A 17761-nucleotide genomic window follows, 5' to 3' on the forward strand; every position below is an offset into this window, starting at 1 on the left:
CCACCAAACCAGGGGAGAACAGCATGACCGCCAGCTACACCTTCGACATCTTCTCCAGCTTCGACGGCTACTCGAACAGCAGAACGTTCGGTGGCTACTTCGGGAAGCAAGGCCCGGAGTTTCTCGAGCACCGCTTCGAGCAGTTCAGCGAGGAGCAGCGGCTGGTCCTCGGGGCCAACACCTTTCGGGGCATGGCGGCGATGCTGGCCTCGAGCTCCGCGGGCTCCGAGGTATTCGACCCATGGGTCACCCGGATGCGGAACCTGCCGACGACGGTGGTGTCGAACACCCTCGAAGGAACCCTCGACTGGCCGGACGCCACCGTCCTGAACGGCGACCCCATCGAAGCCATCGCCCGCCTCAAGAAGGAGTCGGACGTCCCGCTGCGCTCACACGGCAGCCTGACCCTGAACCGCGCACTACTAGCCGCCGGCCTCGTCGACCGCGTCCAGGTAACCCTCTTCCCCGTAATCACCGGCCAGAGCGGGCTGGGCCGAATCTTCGAGAACACACCCGACCTCGACCTAGAACTGATCGAAACCCACACCCTCGACAACCACACCCAAGAACTCATCTACCGCCCTACTCTCCACGCCTGACCGCACCACCCCGAGATGCCAGACTCCGCCGCACAATCCGGGCGGAGCCCCACAACCGGAGCCTGCACCCCACCAGCAGCAGGCTGCGCCTTTACAAGCGAGCGACTGCGCCCCACCAGCAGCGGCCGTCCCTTCACAAACCGAGGACCGCGCCCCACCAGCAGCGGACCGTGCCTTTACAAGCGAGCGACTGCGCCCCACCAGCAGCGGGCTGTCTTCACAAACTGGCGACTGCGCCTTACAAGCGGCGAGATGCGCTGCAAGCGGGGCTGCGCCTTACGAGTAGGCCCGATCGGTTCTCCGATGCACGAGCAGCGCATGCGGCACACTCGCCTTGGAACCTCAGCCAGACGCACCCCGCCCGACGAAACATCTCCCCCGGCATCAGCTACGCGTGCCAAGCACCCGGGTCATGGTGCACCCCGGACACCGCGCACCTCGGGTGCACCCCGGACACCGCGCACCCCGGTGCACCCAAGGGATGCACCTCCGGCACGGTGCACCTCCGGCACGGTGCACCTCCGGCACGGTGCACCTCCGGCACGGTGCACCTCCGGCACGGTGCGCCTCCGGCACGGTGCACCCCCGCGCGCAGCAGCAGTGAGTCGCGATCGCGCGGGCGTTCGCGTGTAGCGGGACGCGCGCGCCGGGACTGCCGACCTGCCCGAGGATGGTGCAGCCGGTGGGATCAGATTGTGGCGAAGGAGGGCGGGCCGGCACCGGACTCGTCCGGGGCGCGCTCACCCCAGACCGCGAACCGGGCTGCTTCCGCGCGCGTCGACTCGTCGGCACGCCAGCGGCGCGATCTCACACCCGGTGCGGCGGCCGCGGGCACGGCTGCCCCACCCCACGGATCGTCTGCTGGGGTTGAGGTCTGGGGCCTCGGTTTGCCCGTGGACGTGAGTCCGCCGTCCGCTGGATCAGGGCGCATGGGGCGCTCACCCGGTGGCTCGTGCGCTCGGGACGCGTCGTCCGGTGGTCTGTGTAGATGGCGGGGTGGTGGGTCGGCCCAGGCAGGCCTGGCTACGTGGACTTCGCCGTTGGTGATGGTGACGGTCCAGCGGCCCTGGTGCAGGTCGGTGTGGTGACGGCGGCAGAGCAGGGCCAGGTTGTTGATCTTCGTCTCGCCGCCGTCGATCCAGGAGATCAGGTGGTGTGCGTCGCACATGATCGGTGGGGCTCCGCACACGACACAGCCGCGGTCGCGGGTGTTCAGGGCGCGGCGCATCGCCCGCGTGACCAGCCGCTCGCACCGGCCGACATCCAGCGGTTCGGAGTTCGAACCGAGCACGATCGGGATCACCTTCGCATCACACGCCAGCCGCCGGATCGCGGCCGCGGACAGACCATTGCTGTAGACGGTGTGCCCGATCGCGTCCGCGGTCGCTGCCTTCAGGTCTTCCAGGTCGATCGTCACGGTCAGGTTTGCCTTCGCCCCGAACCCGGGCACCACGTCACCACCCACCACGCCAGCTGCCGCCACATCAGCAGCACCAGAGCCCGGGACGGCTACCGCCGCACCCTCCGAGCCAACATCCAAGCTGCTCACCGCGTCGGCCGCTGTCTCCACCGTAGAACCAAACTCCGTCGAGTCAGCCTCCGTGGAACCTCTCGCCGTAGAACCAGCTGCCGTCGAGCCAGTCTCCGTGGAACCGGCCGTCGTGGAACCAGCTGCCGTCGAGGCAGCCTCCGTGGAACCTCTCGCCGTAGAACCAGCAGCCGTGGAACCAGCCGTCGTGGAACCTGTCTGTGCGGAGCTTGGCTGTGTGGGGTTGGTTCGTGTGTTGGTGGGGCGGGGGATGGTGGGGCTCGGGGTGCCTGCGTCGAGGGCGGTGGCGGCGAGGGTCAACGTGGTGGTGAGGGCGTCGGCCTGGCGCTTCTCGCGGGAGCGGGGGTCGGGGCCGCCGTCGAGGGTTTTGTGGGGGCGGGCCCCAGCGACGATCATCGTGCGGAGGAGCTCGGCGTTCTCGTTGGCGAGGTAGCCCTTGAATTTGACGCCGCGGTCGGCGGTGGTCAGGGTGAGGGTTTCGCGGGCGGCCGCCTTGTGTTCTTCGGGTTCGGGGCCGTCGGTGTCCAGGATGTCGCGGGACTGCTCGGCGGCCTTGCGCAGATCGATCGGTGCCAAGTGGCGGGCCAGGCGGACCAGCTCCTGTTCGGCGAACTCGAGGTCCGCGACCGGCACCGTCGTCGGCACCTTCTCCAGGGCGGTCACGATCGCCTCGGCCTGCGCCGGCCGCAACACCACCGCAGGAATCTCTCCGTCGTCCGCGAGTTCGGGGTCGGGGAGGGCGGCGGTGACCGCCGCATACTTCGGCAGGGCGCGGGCCAGGCGGGCTCGCGGTAGGCGCGGGAGTGGTCGAGGCGGTAGCGGAATTCCAGGTACTGGACCATGTCGCGGGCGCCGGCCTGTTCGGCGTAGCCGGACTTGTCCATTGCCGCGACGATCCGCAGCCGGCGGGTCTCGATGCGGGCCAGGTCGGCGTCGGCCTGGTCGAGAGCGCGCACCAGCTCGGCGTCGCTCATCAACTCAGGCGGCCTGTCCATGCATCAAAGCCTAGACACCCCCACCGACAGTTTCCAAAGCCACAACCCCTTGTTTCCAAGGGATTCTGTTATCCACAGATCTCCATAGGATCTTGCGCAAGCGGCGGCTAGTGTGCAGTGAAGTCGGTGAGGATGTCGGCTACTGACTCCTGGCCGTCGCGGAGGGTGTTGGGGAAACGGCCCATGTAGTAAGGGATTGCGATGATCACGAGGGACAACGCCCAGCCGCGGGCGCGGAGCCAGGTGGTGTCGTCGACCTCGAGTGCTTCGCGGTAGGCCTTCCTGGACTCGCCTTCGAACATCCACCACGCGGGCAGTACGTCGCCGGCCGGGTCGGCGGCACGCGCCGTAGCGAAATCGATCACCGCCGACAGCTTGCCATCAGCAACCAGTACGTTGCCCGACATCAGGTCGCCGTGGATCCACCGCGGCGTACCGTCCCAGGTGTCGGCGGCCAAGGACTCCTCCCACGCCGCCAGCACGCGCTCGGTGTCGAAGTGCTCCCGCAGCTCGTCAAGCGCCTCGCGGAACATCTCGTCCCGCGGCGCCAGCGGCGTACCGCGGCTGAACGGATCGTCGTCCGGAACCGGCGCGCCGGTCGTGTCGACCTCTCGGAGGGTCCGTACGAAACCGGCCAGCTCATGAGCCGCCTGCGTCCCGTCGACAGCCTCCGGAGTGAACGGTGCTCCAGGCAACCACCGGTAGACGCCCCAGGTGAAGGGGTAGACGTCTGCGGGCTGGCCGAGCTCCAGCGGTTCTGGAATCGGGAGCGAGACGTACGGCGCCAAGCGTGGCATCCAGGTGAGATCGTTCTCGACCTGGCCCTGGTTCCGCGACGTCCGCGGCAACCGGACCGCCAGGTCGTCGCCGACGCGGAACGTCACGTTGTCGGTCCCCGACCGCTCGACCACCCGCACCGGCAGCCCCGCCCAGCGTGGGAACTGCTCCGCCAGCAATCGCTCCACCACCGCGGAGTCGATTTCCACCTCGTCGTCATGCAGCTTCGAAACACCCGTCACGGCGCGACCCTCACACTCGGACGACGTACGGTCAACCGATTTCGAGCAGCGTCCCCAATTCGTCGACCGCCTGGTCGGCCGCGATCACCATCTCGCCCGCGACCTGAAGGCTCCGCTGTGCAGCGGCCCCGACGAACATCGCGTTGTTCACGGCCGTCGCCCACACACGCCCCAGCTCCGACCTCTCGCCGTACGACGCGAAGCCTGAAGGACCCGCCGCCAACGTAACGTCCAGCATCGCCGGACCGATCCGCGCACTGCCCCAGTCGACCAGCACCGGGCGACCAAGATCATCGACGATCACGTTGTCGCCATGAACGTCACCATGCAGCAATGTGACCGGCAACCGCTCCAGCCCGGCCAGCAGCCGCTCGTCGTCCACGAACCGATCCAGCATCCGGTACGCCCGCTCACATACCGGAACACCGCCAGACACCGGCCCGATGACCCGCTCAACGACCGGGGACACCCGCCCACCCTCCAACGCCACGCGCCGCACGTCACCGACGATCTGGCGCCCTGCCCACGCCTCGACCCGGCCGACGTCCACGACCACCGGACCAGTCACCGGACGTCTCCCTCAGCACCCCAATGAGATCGCTAGGGTACTGATTTCATGATGAGTTCACCGCTCCCCGAGGCGTGGCAATGTGCTGGGGTTCCTTCGTTGCCGGCCATCGGACCTGATGTCGTCGACGAGTTCGCCCGTACGATCTACGGCCGTACGCCGGAAGGTGGGCAGCTGACCGACCTGGTACTGCGTTCGCGGGACAACGGCGTCCTCAGCGGGGCAGCCGACCGCTTGCGCCATCGCGCCGTGATCGCCTGCCCACTGGGCAACCTCGAGCTCGACACCGTCACCCATCTGCCGGCCGGGGCGAGCGCCGAACACCCCGTACCAGTCGTCGTCGCCCTCAACTTCAAGAGCAACGAGGAGCCGTCCGCGAAGGTACTCAAGGCTGGGTACGCCGTACTCACGGTGGACTACCAGCAGATCGAGCCCGACGACCCGGCACCGGCCGCACCCGGCGTACGCGCGCTGTTCCCGACCGAGTCGTGGGGCGCGGTGGCCGCTTGGGCTTGGGGACTGTCCCGCCTCCTCGACATCGCGGGCAGCATCGACGGCGTGGATCCGGAGGGGGCGATCGTGCTCGGGCACTCGCGGCTGGGGAAGGCCGCTCTGTGGGCCGGTGCGCAGGACGAGCGGTTCGCCGTCACGGTCACCAACGGGTCCGGTTGTTGCGGGGCCTCGCTGTTCCGGCATCCGGGTGGCGAGGACATCGCCGCGATCACCACGAAGTTCCCGCACTGGTTCGTCCCGTCGTTCTCGACGTACGCCGGTAACGAGAGCAGCCTGCCCGTCGACCAGCACCAGCTCCTCGCGAGCATCGCTCCGCGCCGCGTGTACGTCGCAAGCGCCGAGGACGATGCCTGGGCCGACCCGGTCGGCGAGTACCTGGCCGTCGTCGCCGCTCGGCCGGCCTTCGGCCCGAACGGCATCGGCTACCACGTCCGCCCCGGCACCCACGATCTCCTCGAAGAGGACTGGCTGCACGCTCTGGACTTCGCGAAACGGTGAATCCGCGGGAGTAGTCAGTTCCCGAACAGCTCGTGGATGGCGGCTTCCTGGTCGTCGGTCAGGTCGGTGTGGATGAGCTTGGCCCGGAGGCCGGTCCTCCGGAAGGTTTCGCGGACCTTGTCCACCACCTCGTCGCTGGACAGCAGGAACAGCGCCGACGTCCCCGGCGTGACCTGGGCGCGTACCTCCTTGATGAAGTCGTCGTCGATCCCGACGTCGATCAGGGAGCCCGCCACCGCTCCGGCCGCCGCGCCGATCGCAGCTCCCGCCCAGGGCATCAGGAAGATCGTTCCGAACAGCGTCCCCCAGAACATCCCACCGACCGCTCCCGGACCTGTCATGTTCCGCACCTGCCGGGTCCGCGGTCGCCGCTTCTCCGGCTGCCACGACACCGAGGCCGCGTCATGGATCCGGATCAGCTTCTGCTTCGCCAGACTCTCCAACGTCCCGATCGCCTGGTTGGCCCCGTCCCAGGTCTCGAACTTCCACACCGTCAACGTCGCCATCGCACCGCTCTCCTCGCGCCCATCCGCCGACTCCCGCGCAGCGCGTGCGTGCTGGGGTACGCCGATCCGCACCCGAACCCCCGCCGCCAATCCACCCCGCGTCCGCCGCACACCCACCCTGCCGTGCACGATTCCCGCCGCACCGCGCGCTCCAGTACCCACGTCATCCACCCCGATCGCATCCCTACGTCAACACTTCACTGGACGCTCCCTCTCACCCATCAGTTGCCGACTTTCTCCCCAGATCACGAGTCCACCACCGCAAGCCACCCGGTGCCAGGTCTCACCCGCACCCGTCTGACGGATGTCATGGGTGGGTCGTGACGAGCGATCCAGGGGTGCGACGGCCCGCTCCAGCAGGCTCTAGGTATGACGACAACGACTGCGGTCAGCCTGCGGGGTGTGACCAAGAGGTATGCGGATGTGCAGGCCGTCGCCGGGGTGGATCTGACCATCCGGGCCGGCGAGGTGGTGGCGTTGCTGGGGCCGAACGGCGCCGGTAAGTCGACCACGATCGAGATGCTGCTCGGTCTGGTGAAGCCGGACCAGGGCACCGTCCAGGTGTACGGCGGTACGCCGACCGACGCGATCGCCAAGGGCCAGGTCGGCGTGATGCTGCAGAGCGGCGGGATCATCGAGGACGCCAAGGTCGGCGAACTCCTGAACCTGGTGGCCGGCCTGCACAACGACCCGATGCCGGTCGAGGAAGCACTCGAGCGGGCCGGGATCGCCGACCTGACCAAGCGGACCATGAAGGGCCTGTCCGGCGGCCAGAAGCAGCGGGTGCGGTTCGCGATGGCGATCATCCCGCAGCCGGACCTGATCGTGCTGGACGAGCCGACGACCGGCATGGACGTCGAGTCTCGCCGCGACTTCTGGGCGTCGATGCACGCCGAGACCGCTCTCGGCCGCACGGTGCTGTTCGCGACCCACTACCTGGAAGAGGCGGATGCGTACGCCGACCGCGTGGTGCTGATGCGCAACGGCAAGGTCGTTGCCGACGGCACCGCCGCGCAGATCAAGGCGAGCGTCTCCGGGCGCACCATCCGCGCCACGATCCCCGGCGCCGATCTCGCCGCGCTCGCGTCGCTGCCCGGCGTACGGAATGTCGAGACCCGCGGCGACGTGGTCCTGCTGCAGTGCGCCGACTCCGACAACACGCTGCGGCACCTGCTGGACAACACCAAGGCCCACGACATCGAAGTGACCTCGGCCGACCTCGAGGACGCCGTGCTCGCGATCGCCGACCAGAACAACGCCCAGAACAAGGCACAGGAGACCCTGGCATGAACCGCGACTACCTGATCTTCGACATCCGCCGCATCCTGCGGAACCGGCGGGTACTGATCTTCTCGATCCTGATGCCGCTGGTGCTGTTCCTGATCTTCGGCCTGACGCTCCCGCAGGACGCCAACGAGGCCGGGATCTCCGCGATCGCGTACGTGATGGTCAGTATGGCGATGTTCGGCTCGATGTCCGCGGCGATGAGCAGCGGCGGCGTGATCGCGGCCGAACGCGACGGCGGCTGGAACCGGACGCTGCGGCTCACCCCGCTGAAGCCGCAGGCGTACGTCGTGAACAAGGTCATCCTGAGCCTGCTACTGGCGGTCCCCCCGCTCATCGTGGTGTTCCTGTGCGGCATGGTCTTCGGGCACGTGCACCTGAGCGCCACCCAGTGGCTGACGGTCGCGCTGGTGTCCTGGCTCGGCGCGCTGCCGTTCGCGGCGATCGGCCTGGTCATCGGGTACATCGCGAAGCCCGACAGCGTGCAGCCGATCACCGGCCTGAGCACGATGCTGATCGCGGCCTTCGGCGGCCTGTGGCTGCCGGTCGACCAGATGCCGTCGGTCATGAAGCACATCGCCCAACTGACGCCGGCGTACTGGACCGGTCAGACGTCCCGGAGTGCGCTGACCGAGGGCGGTGTCGACACCCACGCGCTGCTGGTGGTGATCGGCTGGACCGTCGTCCTCGGGCTCATCGGGCTCCGCCGGTACCGCGCCGACACCGCCCGCGCCTGAAACGTCTGTGACTGAAACGTCTGTGACCGACACGTCCGTGACTGAACCATCCGTGGCTGAGACATCCGTCCCTGAACATCCGGGCGATAGCGTGACCACCGTGAAGACTTCGCCGACCCTGATGGAAGCGCTCGCCGAGCGCGGAGGCCGCCCAGGACCTGGGCGGTGGGGCTGGCTGGCCGCCGGGGTCTGGTTGTTCTACCTGAACCAGCCGTTCGAGGAGATCGTCCACCGGGACGGCACGACCCGGGTCCTCGGTCTGGTCACGCTCGCCCTGTTCGCGCTGGCGTACCTCGGGTTCTTCGGATGGATCCGCTGGGTCGGCCTCGCCTCCCGGCTGATGCCGACCTGGCAGCGGCTGCTGTACCTCGGCGGGATGCTCGTCCTGTGCCTGCTGCTGCTGCCGTCGGCCGGTCAGCAGGCACTGACCTGCCTGGTGTACATCTCCGCGGTCGCGATGATGGCGCTCGATCTCCGGATCGCGGTCGGCCTCGTCGCGCTGCTGCTCGGCGGCGTCGAGCTGGCGATGCGGTTGGTGCCAGGCTGGTCCGACGACGGCAGCTTCGGCTTCGCGATCTTCCTCGGCGCGCTGGCCGTGTTCGGGATGCGGCGGGCGATCCAGCGCAGTATCGAGCTGAGCGCGGCCCGCAAGGACATGGCCGAGCTGGCCGTGCAGGAGGAGCGGAACCGGTTCGCCCGCGACCTGCACGACATCCTCGGCCACTCGCTCACCGTCATCACGGTGAAGGCGGAGCTGGCCGGCAAGCTGATCGCGGCCAACCCAGATCGGGCGGCCGCCGAGGTCGCGGACGTCGAGAGCCTGGCCCGGGCCGCGCTGGCCGACGTACGGGCCGCGGTCGCCGGGTATCGCGAGCTCAGCCTGGCCGGTGAGCTCGTCTCGGCGCGGGCGGCGCTGCAGGCCGCCGAGATCAAGGCGGATCTGCCGACCACGGTCGACGAAGTACCGGAAGAGAACCGCGAACTGTTCGCCTGGGTGGTGCGGGAAGGCGTCACGAACGTCGTACGGCACTCCGGCGCGAAGCGCTGCACGATCCGGATCACGGCGGCGCAGATCGAAGTACTCGACGACGGCAAGGGGCCGACGCCGGGCGGGGGCACGTCGGGCCACGGGCTGATCGGGCTGCGGGAACGGGCGGACCAGGTCGGTGCGGGGCTTCAGGTCGGCGAGGCGCCGAGCGGCGGCTTCCGGCTGGCCGTCAAGGTCGGTCAGTGAGGACCTGTGAGGATCGGCCTGTGAGGATGGGGCTGTGAGCATCCGACTGCTGATCGCCGACGACCAGGCGCTGGTGCGCGGCGCCCTCGCCGCTCTGCTCGACCTCGAGCCTGACCTGGAGGTGGTGTCCGAGGTCGGCCGCGGCGACGAGGTGATCGAGGCCGCGAAGAGCGCCCGGCCGGATGTCGCACTCCTCGACGTGGAGATGCCCGGGCTGGACGGTATCGAGGCGGCCGCCGCGCTGCGCACCGCCGTACCGGGGGTGCGGGTGCTGATGGTGACCACGTTCGGCCGGCCCGGGTACCTGCGACGCGCGATGGAGGCCGGCGCGGCCGGGTTCGTCGTCAAGGACACGCCCGCGACGCAGCTGGCGGACGCCGTACGACGGGTCCATCAAGGGCTCCGCGTGGTCGACCCGTCGCTCGCCGCCGAGACCCTGGTGGCCGGCACCAGCCCGTTGACGGGCCGCGAGTCCGACGTACTGCGGGCCGCCCGGGAGGGAGGCACCGTCGCCGACATCGCCAAGGAGCTGCACCTGTCCGAAGGCACCGTGCGCAACCACCTCTCCGCCGCCATCGGCAAGACCGGCGCCCGTACCCGGGCCGAAGCCGCGCGTATCGCCATCGACAACGGGTGGTTGTAGCCGGTCTCTACCTCTAGGGTTACGTCAGGGGAGGGATCTGCGATGTCGATCGAGAATTTCAGTGTTCGGGGGCGGTTGGCGGACACGGGCGAGGGGATCACCGCCGACGAGCTGCAGCTGGCGGCGCGGAACCACGGGATGCCGCTGGAGAGCCTGCGGTACGACGTGACGCCGCCGGGACTGCACTATGTGCTAGTGCATTACGACATCCCGGCAACGAATGCGGGCGAGTGGCTGCTGAACGTGGACGGGTGCGTCGAGCAACCGTTGACGTTCGGGCTGACCGAGTTGCGCGCGATGGGACGGCGTACCGTCCGCGTCACATTGGAGTGCGCCGGCAACGGCCGGGCGACGCTGCAGCCGCGGCCGATCAGTCAGCCGTGGTTGTCGGAGGCGGTCGGTACGGCGGAGTGGACGGGCGTGCTGTTGTCCGATCTGCTGCGGCTGGCCGGGCTGCGCTCCGACGCCGTGGATGTGGTGTTCACCGGCGCGGACCACGGCGTGGAGCGCGGAGTCGAGCAGGACTACCAGCGTGGGTTGTCCGTGGAGGAGGCGATCGACTCCGGCGCGCTCGTCGCGTGGGAGATGAACGGTGCGCCGCTGCCGCCGCAGCACGGATACCCGCTGCGGCTCGTCGTACCCGGTTGGTACGGGATGGCGAGCGTGAAGTGGCTGCGCTCGATCGAGGTCATCGACCACACGTTCGACGGGTTCCAGAACGCGGTGGCGTACCGGATCCGCACGGACGCTGACGACCCCGGCGTCGCGATCACCCGGATCGAGCCGCGGGCGCTGCTCGTCCCACCCGGTTTCCCGGACTTCATGAGTCGCCACCGCTTCGTTGCCGCAGGCACCGTTCCGTTGTTCGGCCGGGCCTGGTCCGGGTGGGCGCCGATCGAACGGGTCGAGGTCAGCACCGACGCCGGCGTCAACTGGCACGAGGCGAAATTGAGTGCCCCCAGCAACGAAGACGACGAGCTCGCCTGGCGCGCCTTCGCCTACGACTGGGAGGCCACACCCGGCGAGCACGTCCTCACCGTCCGCGCGTACGACGCCAGCGGTCGCGAACAGCCCATCGAGGCACCGTGGAACCGCGGCGGCTTCACCAACAACACCGCCCAGCGCATCACAGTCCTCGTCACCTGATTTCCGCGTGTCGCTGTGCGCTTCCGCCGTACCAGCGGCACATCCTGGAGACGGACACGGTTTCACTCCAGGGAGTGGTGCGGTGAACGAGCTGGATACAGAGGTGCACTTGCACGCACGGGTGTTCCGGGCGGCGGGCGAGTGGTACGCCGACGTCGACGACGAACTCGATCCACAGCCCGACGACCCGTTCTGGTGCGGCTCGTACGCGTCCCAGCGGGCCGCGATCGACGCCGCCTGTGAGCGGATCGCCGCGTTCCACCGCACTCAGATCGACCGCCTCAGCCACCACCCGTTGCCGCAAGCAACCGCGTGAGCATCAGAACACGAGCAACGAGCTGAACCAGGCTCGGACGAGCCCGGTCACGTCGTGCGGTCGCCCCGCCGTCGCCTCCTCCTGTGCCGCGCCCCCGTCAGTTCGATCCCGGCCGCCTCGGCCGCGCGCCGCCTGGCTGCGGCCTCGCGCGCGTCGGCGCGATCCCGCTCGCGGGCTCGTTCGCGCCGTGCCTGCGTCCACCGGGTGGGCTCTTCCAGCCGCTTCCACCACGCGAACCGTTCGGCCAGCCAGCGGGCGGGGTAGCAGGCCCCGCCCGCGATCGCGAAACACAGGAGCGGAGCGTCGTACAGGGTGCTGGGGCGGGTCAGCCAACCGATGAAGTACAACCCACCGCCGACCGTGCCGAAGAAGGCCAGCAGCAGGAGTAGCTGCCGGCCGTGCAGGTCGTCTTCGGGGCTGCTCACCGGAACATCATGTGCGATGGACGCAGGCCGCCGCCGCGCGGTTTCATTCCGGTTCGTTGTGGGAGTCGCCGCCTACTCGGTAGGGGGTGGTGACGCCTTCGTACATGAGGTGGGTCATCAGACCTTCGGAGGCGTGCGGGAGGTTGTGGCAGTGGTCCATCCAGAGGCCGGGGTTGTCGGCGACGAAGGCGATCTCGTAGGTCTCCTTGTTGCCGACCTCGAGCGTGTCGACCCACCACGGTGAACCCGTCGCAGCGACGCCGTTGCGGGAGAGGACGACGGCGTGGTGGCCGTGCAGGTGCATCGGGTGCGCCTGGCCGCTGGTGTTGGAGATCTTCATCCGGACCACGTCCCCCTCGGCGACCATGAACATCGGTACGTCGGGGAACTTGTGGCCGTTGATCGTCCACCACAACCCGGGCATACCGTCCAGGAACCCGGGCCGCCGTCCGATCCGGTACTCGAAGTTCCGGTCCGCCTTCGCCGGGTCGAACCCGACCGGTGCTGCCGTACCGTAGGTCAGCAGATCCACCGTCTCCCCCGGCAGCTCACCCTGCGGAGGGTCGCCCGGCCCGATCCCGAGCGACAACGCCGACGTACCGGCCACCAGCCGCATCCCACCGGCCGGCACCACCGCCTCGAGATCGACCCGCGCACCGGCCGCCAGCGGGAACGCAGCCGTCACGGCCGTCGGCCCGTGGACGTCGCGACCGTCGACCGCGACCACCTTGTACGGCGTCCCGATCAGCCCGACCCGGAGGATCGCGTTGTCGGTGTTGATCACCCGCACACGCGCCGTCGTACCCGCCGGCAGCTCCACCTGACCGGTCCCGGTACGCCCGTTGATCGTCCGCTTCCCGTCGTACGTGTGGATGGCGGCCACCACCTCACCAGGTGACTGAGGCGCGATCACGATCGGACCGAACAGCCCGCCCTTCACCTCGTCGCTCGACACCTGATGCGAGTGGTACCAGTACGTCCCCGCCTGCGCGGCCTTGAACCGGTACACATGCTTCCCACCCATCGGTACGGCGTCCTGCGTCACCCCGGCGACCCCGTCCTCGGCGTTCGGTACGTCGATCCCGTGCCAGTGCAACGTCGCGCCGTCCTTCACGGACTCGTTCACGAAGGTGACCTGCACCAGATCGCCCACCCGCGCGCGGATCAGCGGACCGGGCGACGTCCCGTTCACCGTGTACCCGTCGATCGTCTCCCCCGACGCGAGCTGGAACTTCTGCTTCCGCGCCACGAGCGTCACGTCCACCTCCGGCGTACCCGTCTTGGGCCCCGTCAGGTCCGCGACGCTCATGCCGCTCATCGCGTGGTGCTCATGGTTCATCGCCGGTCCGCCGCCGTAGTCGGCGTACCCCATCTCCGCCGGGTTGTACGTCCCGGGGACCAGGCTGGTCGCCCAGAGGTACCCGAGCGGTACGAGTACCGCCAGGGTCACCCCCAGAGCAACCAGCCGGCCCCACCGGCGGTTCTTGACGTCAGCCACTGGTCACAGGCTGATTCGGTACGGCGGCCCGCCGCGCGCCCGCACTCGCCACACCGGCGATCACGAGCCCGTTGATCCCGTGCAGCAGTCCGAGCGCCGGCACCCCGAAGGACACCACCGCGAGCAGGATCTGCACGACCACCAGGCCGACCACGATCCCGGCCAGCACGCGGCCACGCGGTACGTCGGTCAGGAACGACACGATCAGGAACACCAGCGCGAGCAGCGCGATCACCGAACCGGCGATGCTGTGGTAGCTCTGCCCGAAGTTGCTGTAGTCGGCGCCGATCGAGGTGCCGTCGTCGGCGTCCTTCGCGATCGTGAACCCGGCCAGCGCGATCGAGGCGACCTGCAGCACGACCGCGATCGCGATCAGCATCCCCACGACCCGGTACACGTTCCTCATGCGCGCCGCTCCATCCGGCGCTTCCGCACCACAAAGACGGCCGCCACGATCAGCGCCAGCGGCAGGAGCGGCGGATGCCCGCCACCGACCACACACCCGATCGAGGCCAGTACGCCGAACACCCCGAGCAGAATCAGCAGCGGGAACGGAACCCGCCCGAGGACCCCACGCCGGGCCCACTCCGGCCGCGGCCCACCAAAACCGGCCCCACCGGCCCCAGATCCGCGCCCACCGGCACCCGGTCCCGTGGCGCCCGCAGCGGGCCCGGCAGCGGCCTGGTGGGCTCCCGGCAGGTCCGCGAACAGACCGTCCAGGTCGGCGCCGGTCTTCGCCTTCAGCGCCTGCTCGACGCGCTCGGAGTGTTCGTCCGCGCTCAGCCGGCCGGCTTCGTAATGCTCGCCCAGACGCCGGACGGCGTCCTCACGCTCACTGTCGCCGATACGGATCGATCCGCCCGGCCTCTCGTCGTTCATGACACTCCTCGGTGCTCGTAGGTCTTCCAACGGCACCAAGACTGTCTTTCAAACCGCTTCCACCGCGTCGCCTCAGCGGCGGCACCTCCCCTACCCCCGGAGGAGCACACTGCACCGCTGGACGCAGTACGACGTACTCCCCCGGGCGTAGTGCACCCCAGGGTGAACCCTCAGGTGTTTGCCGAGAGGATCTTGTTCACATCGTCGTTCGCCTTCGCCAGCGACCCCGGCTCGGCCTCGAACGACATCACCGACTCCATCGCCGGTGTCATCACCGCGGTCACGTCCGCGGCGTTCGGGTTGGCCGGGTACGGGAAGACGTCACCGGCCTCGACCGGTTCCAGGAACGGTGTGACATCCCACCCGCTCTTCGCGAACGCCGCCTTCGCCGCCGGCATGCTCGCTGCTACCGCCGGGAACACCACGCCCGCCTTGGCGACGATGTCCTGGGCGGTCTGCGAGCCGAGGAACTTCACCCAGGCCCAGGACGCGTCCCGCCGGGTGGTACCGGCCCAGATCGTGTCCGCGAGCCCGTTCATCATCGACATCCGCTTCCCGACCGGTCCGATCGGCAGCCGCGCGAGCTTCGTCTTCACCTGCTTCAGCGTCCCGTACGTCCCGAGCATCCAGGAGCCGTTCGGGGTGATCGCGTACTTCCCCGCACCGAAGGAGGTCGTCACGTCCACCCCGGACTTCGCCTGCGCGTACGTCGGCATGTACCCCTTGGTGATGAGCCCACGCCACCACCCGATCGTCTCGGTGAACTTCGGGTCGCCGTAGAAGAACTTCGTCCCCCACGGTTCGCCCTCGGAGTACTTCCAGCCGTTGATGGCGGCGTACCAGCTCCAACTCGTCTGCCCGTCACCACCGCCGGCGTCGGCGTACCCGAGTCCGTAGACCTTGACGTTGTCCTTGTCGAACCCCGGCTGGTCGCCGCGCCGGCCCTTGGAGTCCACCGTCAGCCGGCGGACGATCTGCTCGAAGGTCCCGCCGTCCTTCGGGTTCCACGTCATCGAGTTGAGCTGCTCGGTACTGATCCCGGCCGCCTCGGTGAACGCGCTGTTGTAGAAGTAGACCTCGGTGTCCCAGTCCTTCGGCAGGCCGTAGCGCTTGCCGTCGGCACCGATCCAGCGATCCGCCAGACCCTTCTGGTAGATGCCCAGATCGACGTTGTCCTTGGCAACGTAGTCGTCGATCGCCAGCACCTGACCCTTGTCCGCGAACAGCGGGTACTTCGACGAGTGCCCGGTGAACACGTCCGGCGCGGTGTCCGAGATGAACCCGGTGACGAGTTTCGACCAGTAGTCGTTCCACCCGTACTGCTCGATCTTCACCGAGTACTGCGGGTTCTGCTCGTGGAACACCTTCGCGCACTCGGTGTACATCGGCAGCTGCGCGGAGTCCCACAGCCAGTAGATGATCTCGCCGTCACCCCGCGCCGCGGCACCGTTGTTGCAGGCGGCAACAGCCGGCACGGCGAGCGCGGCCAGTCCTGCCTTCAGCAGGGTCCTTCGATTGAGTGTCATCATTTGATCCCGGAGAAGCCGATGGAGTTGGTGATCCGCTTGGCGAACGCGAGGAACAGGATGATCATCGGCAGCGCCGCGATCAGCGTCGCCGCCATCAGCCCGGCCCAGTCCGGACCGCCCTGCGGCGTCTGCGACCGGAACACGCCCAGCGCGACCGTCAGCACCCGCACGTTCTCCTGCTGACCGACGAGCAACGGCCAGAAGTAGTCGTTCCACGAGTTGATGTAGGTCAGGATCGCCAGCGTCGCGATCGGCGCCGCGCTCATCGGGATGATCAGCCCGAAGAAGATCCGCCGGTGCCCGGCGCCGTCGATCATCGCCGCCTCCTCGAGCTCCCGGTTGATGCTGAGGAAGAACTGCCGGAGGAAGAAGATCGCGAACGGCGTCATGAACGCGCCCGGCAGGATGATGCCGGCGAAGCTGTTCAGCAGACCGAGGTTCTTGATCAGCACGAAGTTCGGCAGCGTGGTGAAGATCGGCGGCACCATCAGCGCGGCCAGGAACAACGCGAACACCTTGTCCCGCCCGGGCCAGCGCAGCCGGGCGAACGCGTACGCCGCCATCGCGCTGAAGAACACCTGGCAGACCGTCGTGATGGTTGCCACCACCAACGAGTTGCGCAGGTACAGCCAGAAGTTCACGGCCGCGCCGGAACCGCCCTGCGCCTGCGCCTCCTCGATCGACGCCAGCCCGAGCACCCGCTTGAACGCGCCGAGCGTGGTCTCCACGGGCAGCAGCGAGTTCGGGTGACCGGGCAGCTGCGTGTTGTCGGAGAACGCCGTACGCAACATCCAGTAGAACGGGAACAGCGTGACGATCAGCAGGACGAACAGCAGGATCCACGCGACCGTACGACCGACACTCACCTGCCGCGTCATGCGAGATCACTCTCCTTCGCCCGCAGCAGCCGCAACTGGAGCAGCGACACGACCGCGAGGATCGCGAACAGCACCAGCGCCATCGCCGACGCGTACCCGAAGTCGAACCGGGTGAACGCCCGCTCGTAGATGTAGTAGTAGATGACCCGGGTCGCGTTGATCGGACCGCCCTGCGTAGTCACGGCGACCGTGTCGAAGATCTGGAACGACCCGATCATGGTGACCACCAGGACCATCACCAGAACAGGTCGCAGCAGCGGCAGCGTGATCCGCCAGAACGTCTTCCACTCGGTCGAACCGTCCACCTCGGCGGCCTCGTAGACGTACTTCGGGATCGTCTGCAGCCCCGCGAACACAAGCAGCGCGGTGTACCCCATGTGCCGCCAGACGTTGATCCCCGCGACCGTCGGGATCGCCCAGTGCGAGTCACCGAAGAACGCCACCGGGTCGATCCCGACCCAGCCCAGGAACGTGTTCACGATGCCGACCTGCACATCGAGCATCCAGTACCAGACCAGCGCGACGACGACGTTCGCGACCAGGTACGGCGCGAGGATGACCGCGCGGACCGTGATCGATTTCGTCAACCGGTACATCAGCATCGCGATCCCGACCGCCAGCACGGTCTGCACGCCGATGTTGATCACGACGTACTCGACCGTGACGCCGAGCGCGTTCCAGAAGAAGCTGTCCTGGACCATCCGCTCGTAGTTGGCCAGCCCGTTGAACTTCGGTGCCGAGAGCAGGCTGTACTCGGTGAAGCTCAGGTACGCTCCACGCAGCGTCGGCCAGATGTAGAACACGACGAACCCCAGGGTGGCCGGGGCGATGAAGATCATCGCGACCTTCAGATCCCCCAGGCTTCGCCGTCTGCCTGGTGGTGCGGTGGAGTCCCCGTGACTTCGCTTCCTGGTAGGTGGGGCGTTGGTGGTGGCGGTCACGGGG

At 68.3% G+C, this 17761-nt stretch carries 20 protein-coding genes; 8 read left to right on the top strand and 12 right to left on the bottom strand.

Annotation, left to right across the window (positions count from 1 at the left end; genetic code table 11):
* Nucleotides 1-23 precede the first annotated feature (23 nt).
* The gene (locus E0H45_RS40805; RefSeq protein WP_131347910.1) at nt 24-599 is read left to right on the top strand and encodes a dihydrofolate reductase family protein; all 576 of its coding nucleotides are present in this window, start codon (nt 24-26) and stop codon (nt 597-599) included.
* Between the two features lie 688 nt (nt 600-1287).
* On the opposite strand, the gene E0H45_RS42740 is transcribed toward E0H45_RS40805, so the two are convergent.
* The 4 genes from E0H45_RS42740 to E0H45_RS40825 form a co-directional block, all read right to left on the bottom strand.
* Nucleotides 1288-2844: an HNH endonuclease signature motif containing protein gene (locus E0H45_RS42740; protein WP_165546783.1), complete on the bottom strand. Its 1557-nt coding sequence runs from the start codon at nt 2842-2844 to the stop codon at nt 1288-1290.
* The gene (locus tag E0H45_RS42745; RefSeq protein WP_165546784.1) at nt 2808-3143 is read right to left on the bottom strand and encodes a hypothetical protein; all 336 of its coding nucleotides are present in this window, start codon (nt 3141-3143) and stop codon (nt 2808-2810) included. The genes E0H45_RS42740 and E0H45_RS42745 overlap by 37 nt, the downstream gene beginning before the upstream one ends.
* 107 nt (nt 3144-3250) lie before the next feature.
* Nucleotides 3251-4162 carry an aminoglycoside phosphotransferase family protein gene (locus E0H45_RS40820; protein ID WP_131347914.1) on the bottom strand — a complete coding sequence of 304 codons (912 nt, stop codon included), beginning with the start codon at nt 4160-4162 and terminating at the stop codon, nt 3251-3253.
* Nucleotides 4163-4193: 31 nt separating this feature from the next.
* Nucleotides 4194-4730 (bottom strand): phosphotransferase family protein, encoded by a 537-nt coding sequence (locus E0H45_RS40825; protein WP_131347916.1) that lies wholly within the window; start codon nt 4728-4730, stop codon nt 4194-4196.
* Between the two features lie 48 nt (nt 4731-4778).
* Between E0H45_RS40825 and E0H45_RS40830 the strand changes: the two genes are divergently transcribed.
* On the top strand, nt 4779-5741 hold the full coding sequence (locus E0H45_RS40830) for a glucuronyl esterase domain-containing protein (protein WP_131347918.1): 963 nt from the start codon (nt 4779-4781) through the stop codon (nt 5739-5741).
* Nucleotides 5742-5755: 14 nt separating this feature from the next.
* Here E0H45_RS40830 and E0H45_RS40835 read toward each other — a convergent pair whose 3' ends face one another.
* Nucleotides 5756-6409 (bottom strand): DUF1269 domain-containing protein, encoded by a 654-nt coding sequence (locus tag E0H45_RS40835; RefSeq protein WP_238155683.1) that lies wholly within the window; start codon nt 6407-6409, stop codon nt 5756-5758.
* 207 nt (nt 6410-6616) lie between these two features.
* Here E0H45_RS40835 and E0H45_RS40840 point away from each other — a divergent pair, with 207 nt between their 5' ends.
* The 6 genes from E0H45_RS40840 to E0H45_RS40865 all read left to right on the top strand — a co-directional run bounded on the left by E0H45_RS40840 (nt 6617) and on the right by E0H45_RS40865 (nt 11607).
* Nucleotides 6617-7537 (top strand): ABC transporter ATP-binding protein, encoded by a 921-nt coding sequence (locus E0H45_RS40840; RefSeq protein ID WP_131347920.1) that lies wholly within the window; start codon nt 6617-6619, stop codon nt 7535-7537.
* Nucleotides 7534-8268 (top strand): ABC transporter permease, encoded by a 735-nt coding sequence (locus tag E0H45_RS40845; RefSeq protein WP_131347922.1) that lies wholly within the window; start codon nt 7534-7536, stop codon nt 8266-8268. The genes E0H45_RS40840 and E0H45_RS40845 overlap by 4 nt, the downstream gene beginning before the upstream one ends.
* A 100-nt stretch (nt 8269-8368) precedes the next feature.
* Nucleotides 8369-9502 (top strand): sensor histidine kinase, encoded by a 1134-nt coding sequence (locus tag E0H45_RS40850; protein WP_131347924.1) that lies wholly within the window; start codon nt 8369-8371, stop codon nt 9500-9502.
* A gap of 34 nt (nt 9503-9536) precedes the next feature.
* The gene (locus E0H45_RS40855; protein WP_131347926.1) at nt 9537-10145 is read left to right on the top strand and encodes a response regulator transcription factor; all 609 of its coding nucleotides are present in this window, start codon (nt 9537-9539) and stop codon (nt 10143-10145) included.
* A 42-nt stretch (nt 10146-10187) separates the two neighbouring features.
* A complete protein-coding gene (locus E0H45_RS40860; protein WP_131347928.1) occupies nt 10188-11291 on the top strand; it encodes a sulfite oxidase in 1104 nt (367 codons plus the stop codon).
* Between the two features lie 82 nt (nt 11292-11373).
* The gene (locus E0H45_RS40865) at nt 11374-11607 is read left to right on the top strand and encodes a hypothetical protein (protein WP_238155684.1); all 234 of its coding nucleotides are present in this window, start codon (nt 11374-11376) and stop codon (nt 11605-11607) included.
* A gap of 47 nt (nt 11608-11654) precedes the next feature.
* On the opposite strand, the gene E0H45_RS40870 is transcribed toward E0H45_RS40865, so the two are convergent.
* The 7 genes from E0H45_RS40870 to E0H45_RS40900 all read right to left on the bottom strand — a co-directional run bounded on the left by E0H45_RS40870 (nt 11655) and on the right by E0H45_RS40900 (nt 17757).
* Nucleotides 11655-12032, bottom strand: coding sequence for a hypothetical protein (locus E0H45_RS40870; RefSeq protein ID WP_131347930.1), 378 nt, complete (start codon nt 12030-12032; stop codon nt 11655-11657).
* A 43-nt stretch (nt 12033-12075) separates the two neighbouring features.
* A complete protein-coding gene (locus E0H45_RS40875; protein ID WP_238155685.1) occupies nt 12076-13530 on the bottom strand; it encodes a multicopper oxidase family protein in 1455 nt (484 codons plus the stop codon).
* Nucleotides 13523-13936 (bottom strand): hypothetical protein, encoded by a 414-nt coding sequence (locus tag E0H45_RS40880; protein WP_131347932.1) that lies wholly within the window; start codon nt 13934-13936, stop codon nt 13523-13525. The genes E0H45_RS40875 and E0H45_RS40880 overlap by 8 nt, the downstream gene beginning before the upstream one ends.
* On the bottom strand, nt 13933-14409 hold the full coding sequence (locus tag E0H45_RS40885; RefSeq protein ID WP_131347934.1) for a DUF1707 SHOCT-like domain-containing protein: 477 nt from the start codon (nt 14407-14409) through the stop codon (nt 13933-13935). The genes E0H45_RS40880 and E0H45_RS40885 overlap by 4 nt, the downstream gene beginning before the upstream one ends.
* 170 nt (nt 14410-14579) lie before the next feature.
* Entirely contained in the window at nt 14580-15938 is a 1359-nt protein-coding gene (locus tag E0H45_RS40890) for an extracellular solute-binding protein (protein WP_238155686.1), read from the bottom strand.
* Nucleotides 15935-16816 carry a carbohydrate ABC transporter permease gene (locus E0H45_RS40895; RefSeq protein WP_131347938.1) on the bottom strand — a complete coding sequence of 294 codons (882 nt, stop codon included), beginning with the start codon at nt 16814-16816 and terminating at the stop codon, nt 15935-15937. Before E0H45_RS40895 ends, E0H45_RS40890 begins: the two co-directional genes overlap by 4 nt.
* The gene (locus E0H45_RS40900; protein WP_238155687.1) at nt 16813-17757 is read right to left on the bottom strand and encodes a carbohydrate ABC transporter permease; all 945 of its coding nucleotides are present in this window, start codon (nt 17755-17757) and stop codon (nt 16813-16815) included. The genes E0H45_RS40895 and E0H45_RS40900 overlap by 4 nt, the downstream gene beginning before the upstream one ends.
* Nucleotides 17758-17761 lie beyond the last annotated feature (4 nt).

Source organism: Kribbella soli, from assembly GCF_004331345.1.
GTDB classification, from domain to species: Bacteria; Actinomycetota; Actinomycetes; order Propionibacteriales; family Kribbellaceae; genus Kribbella; species Kribbella soli.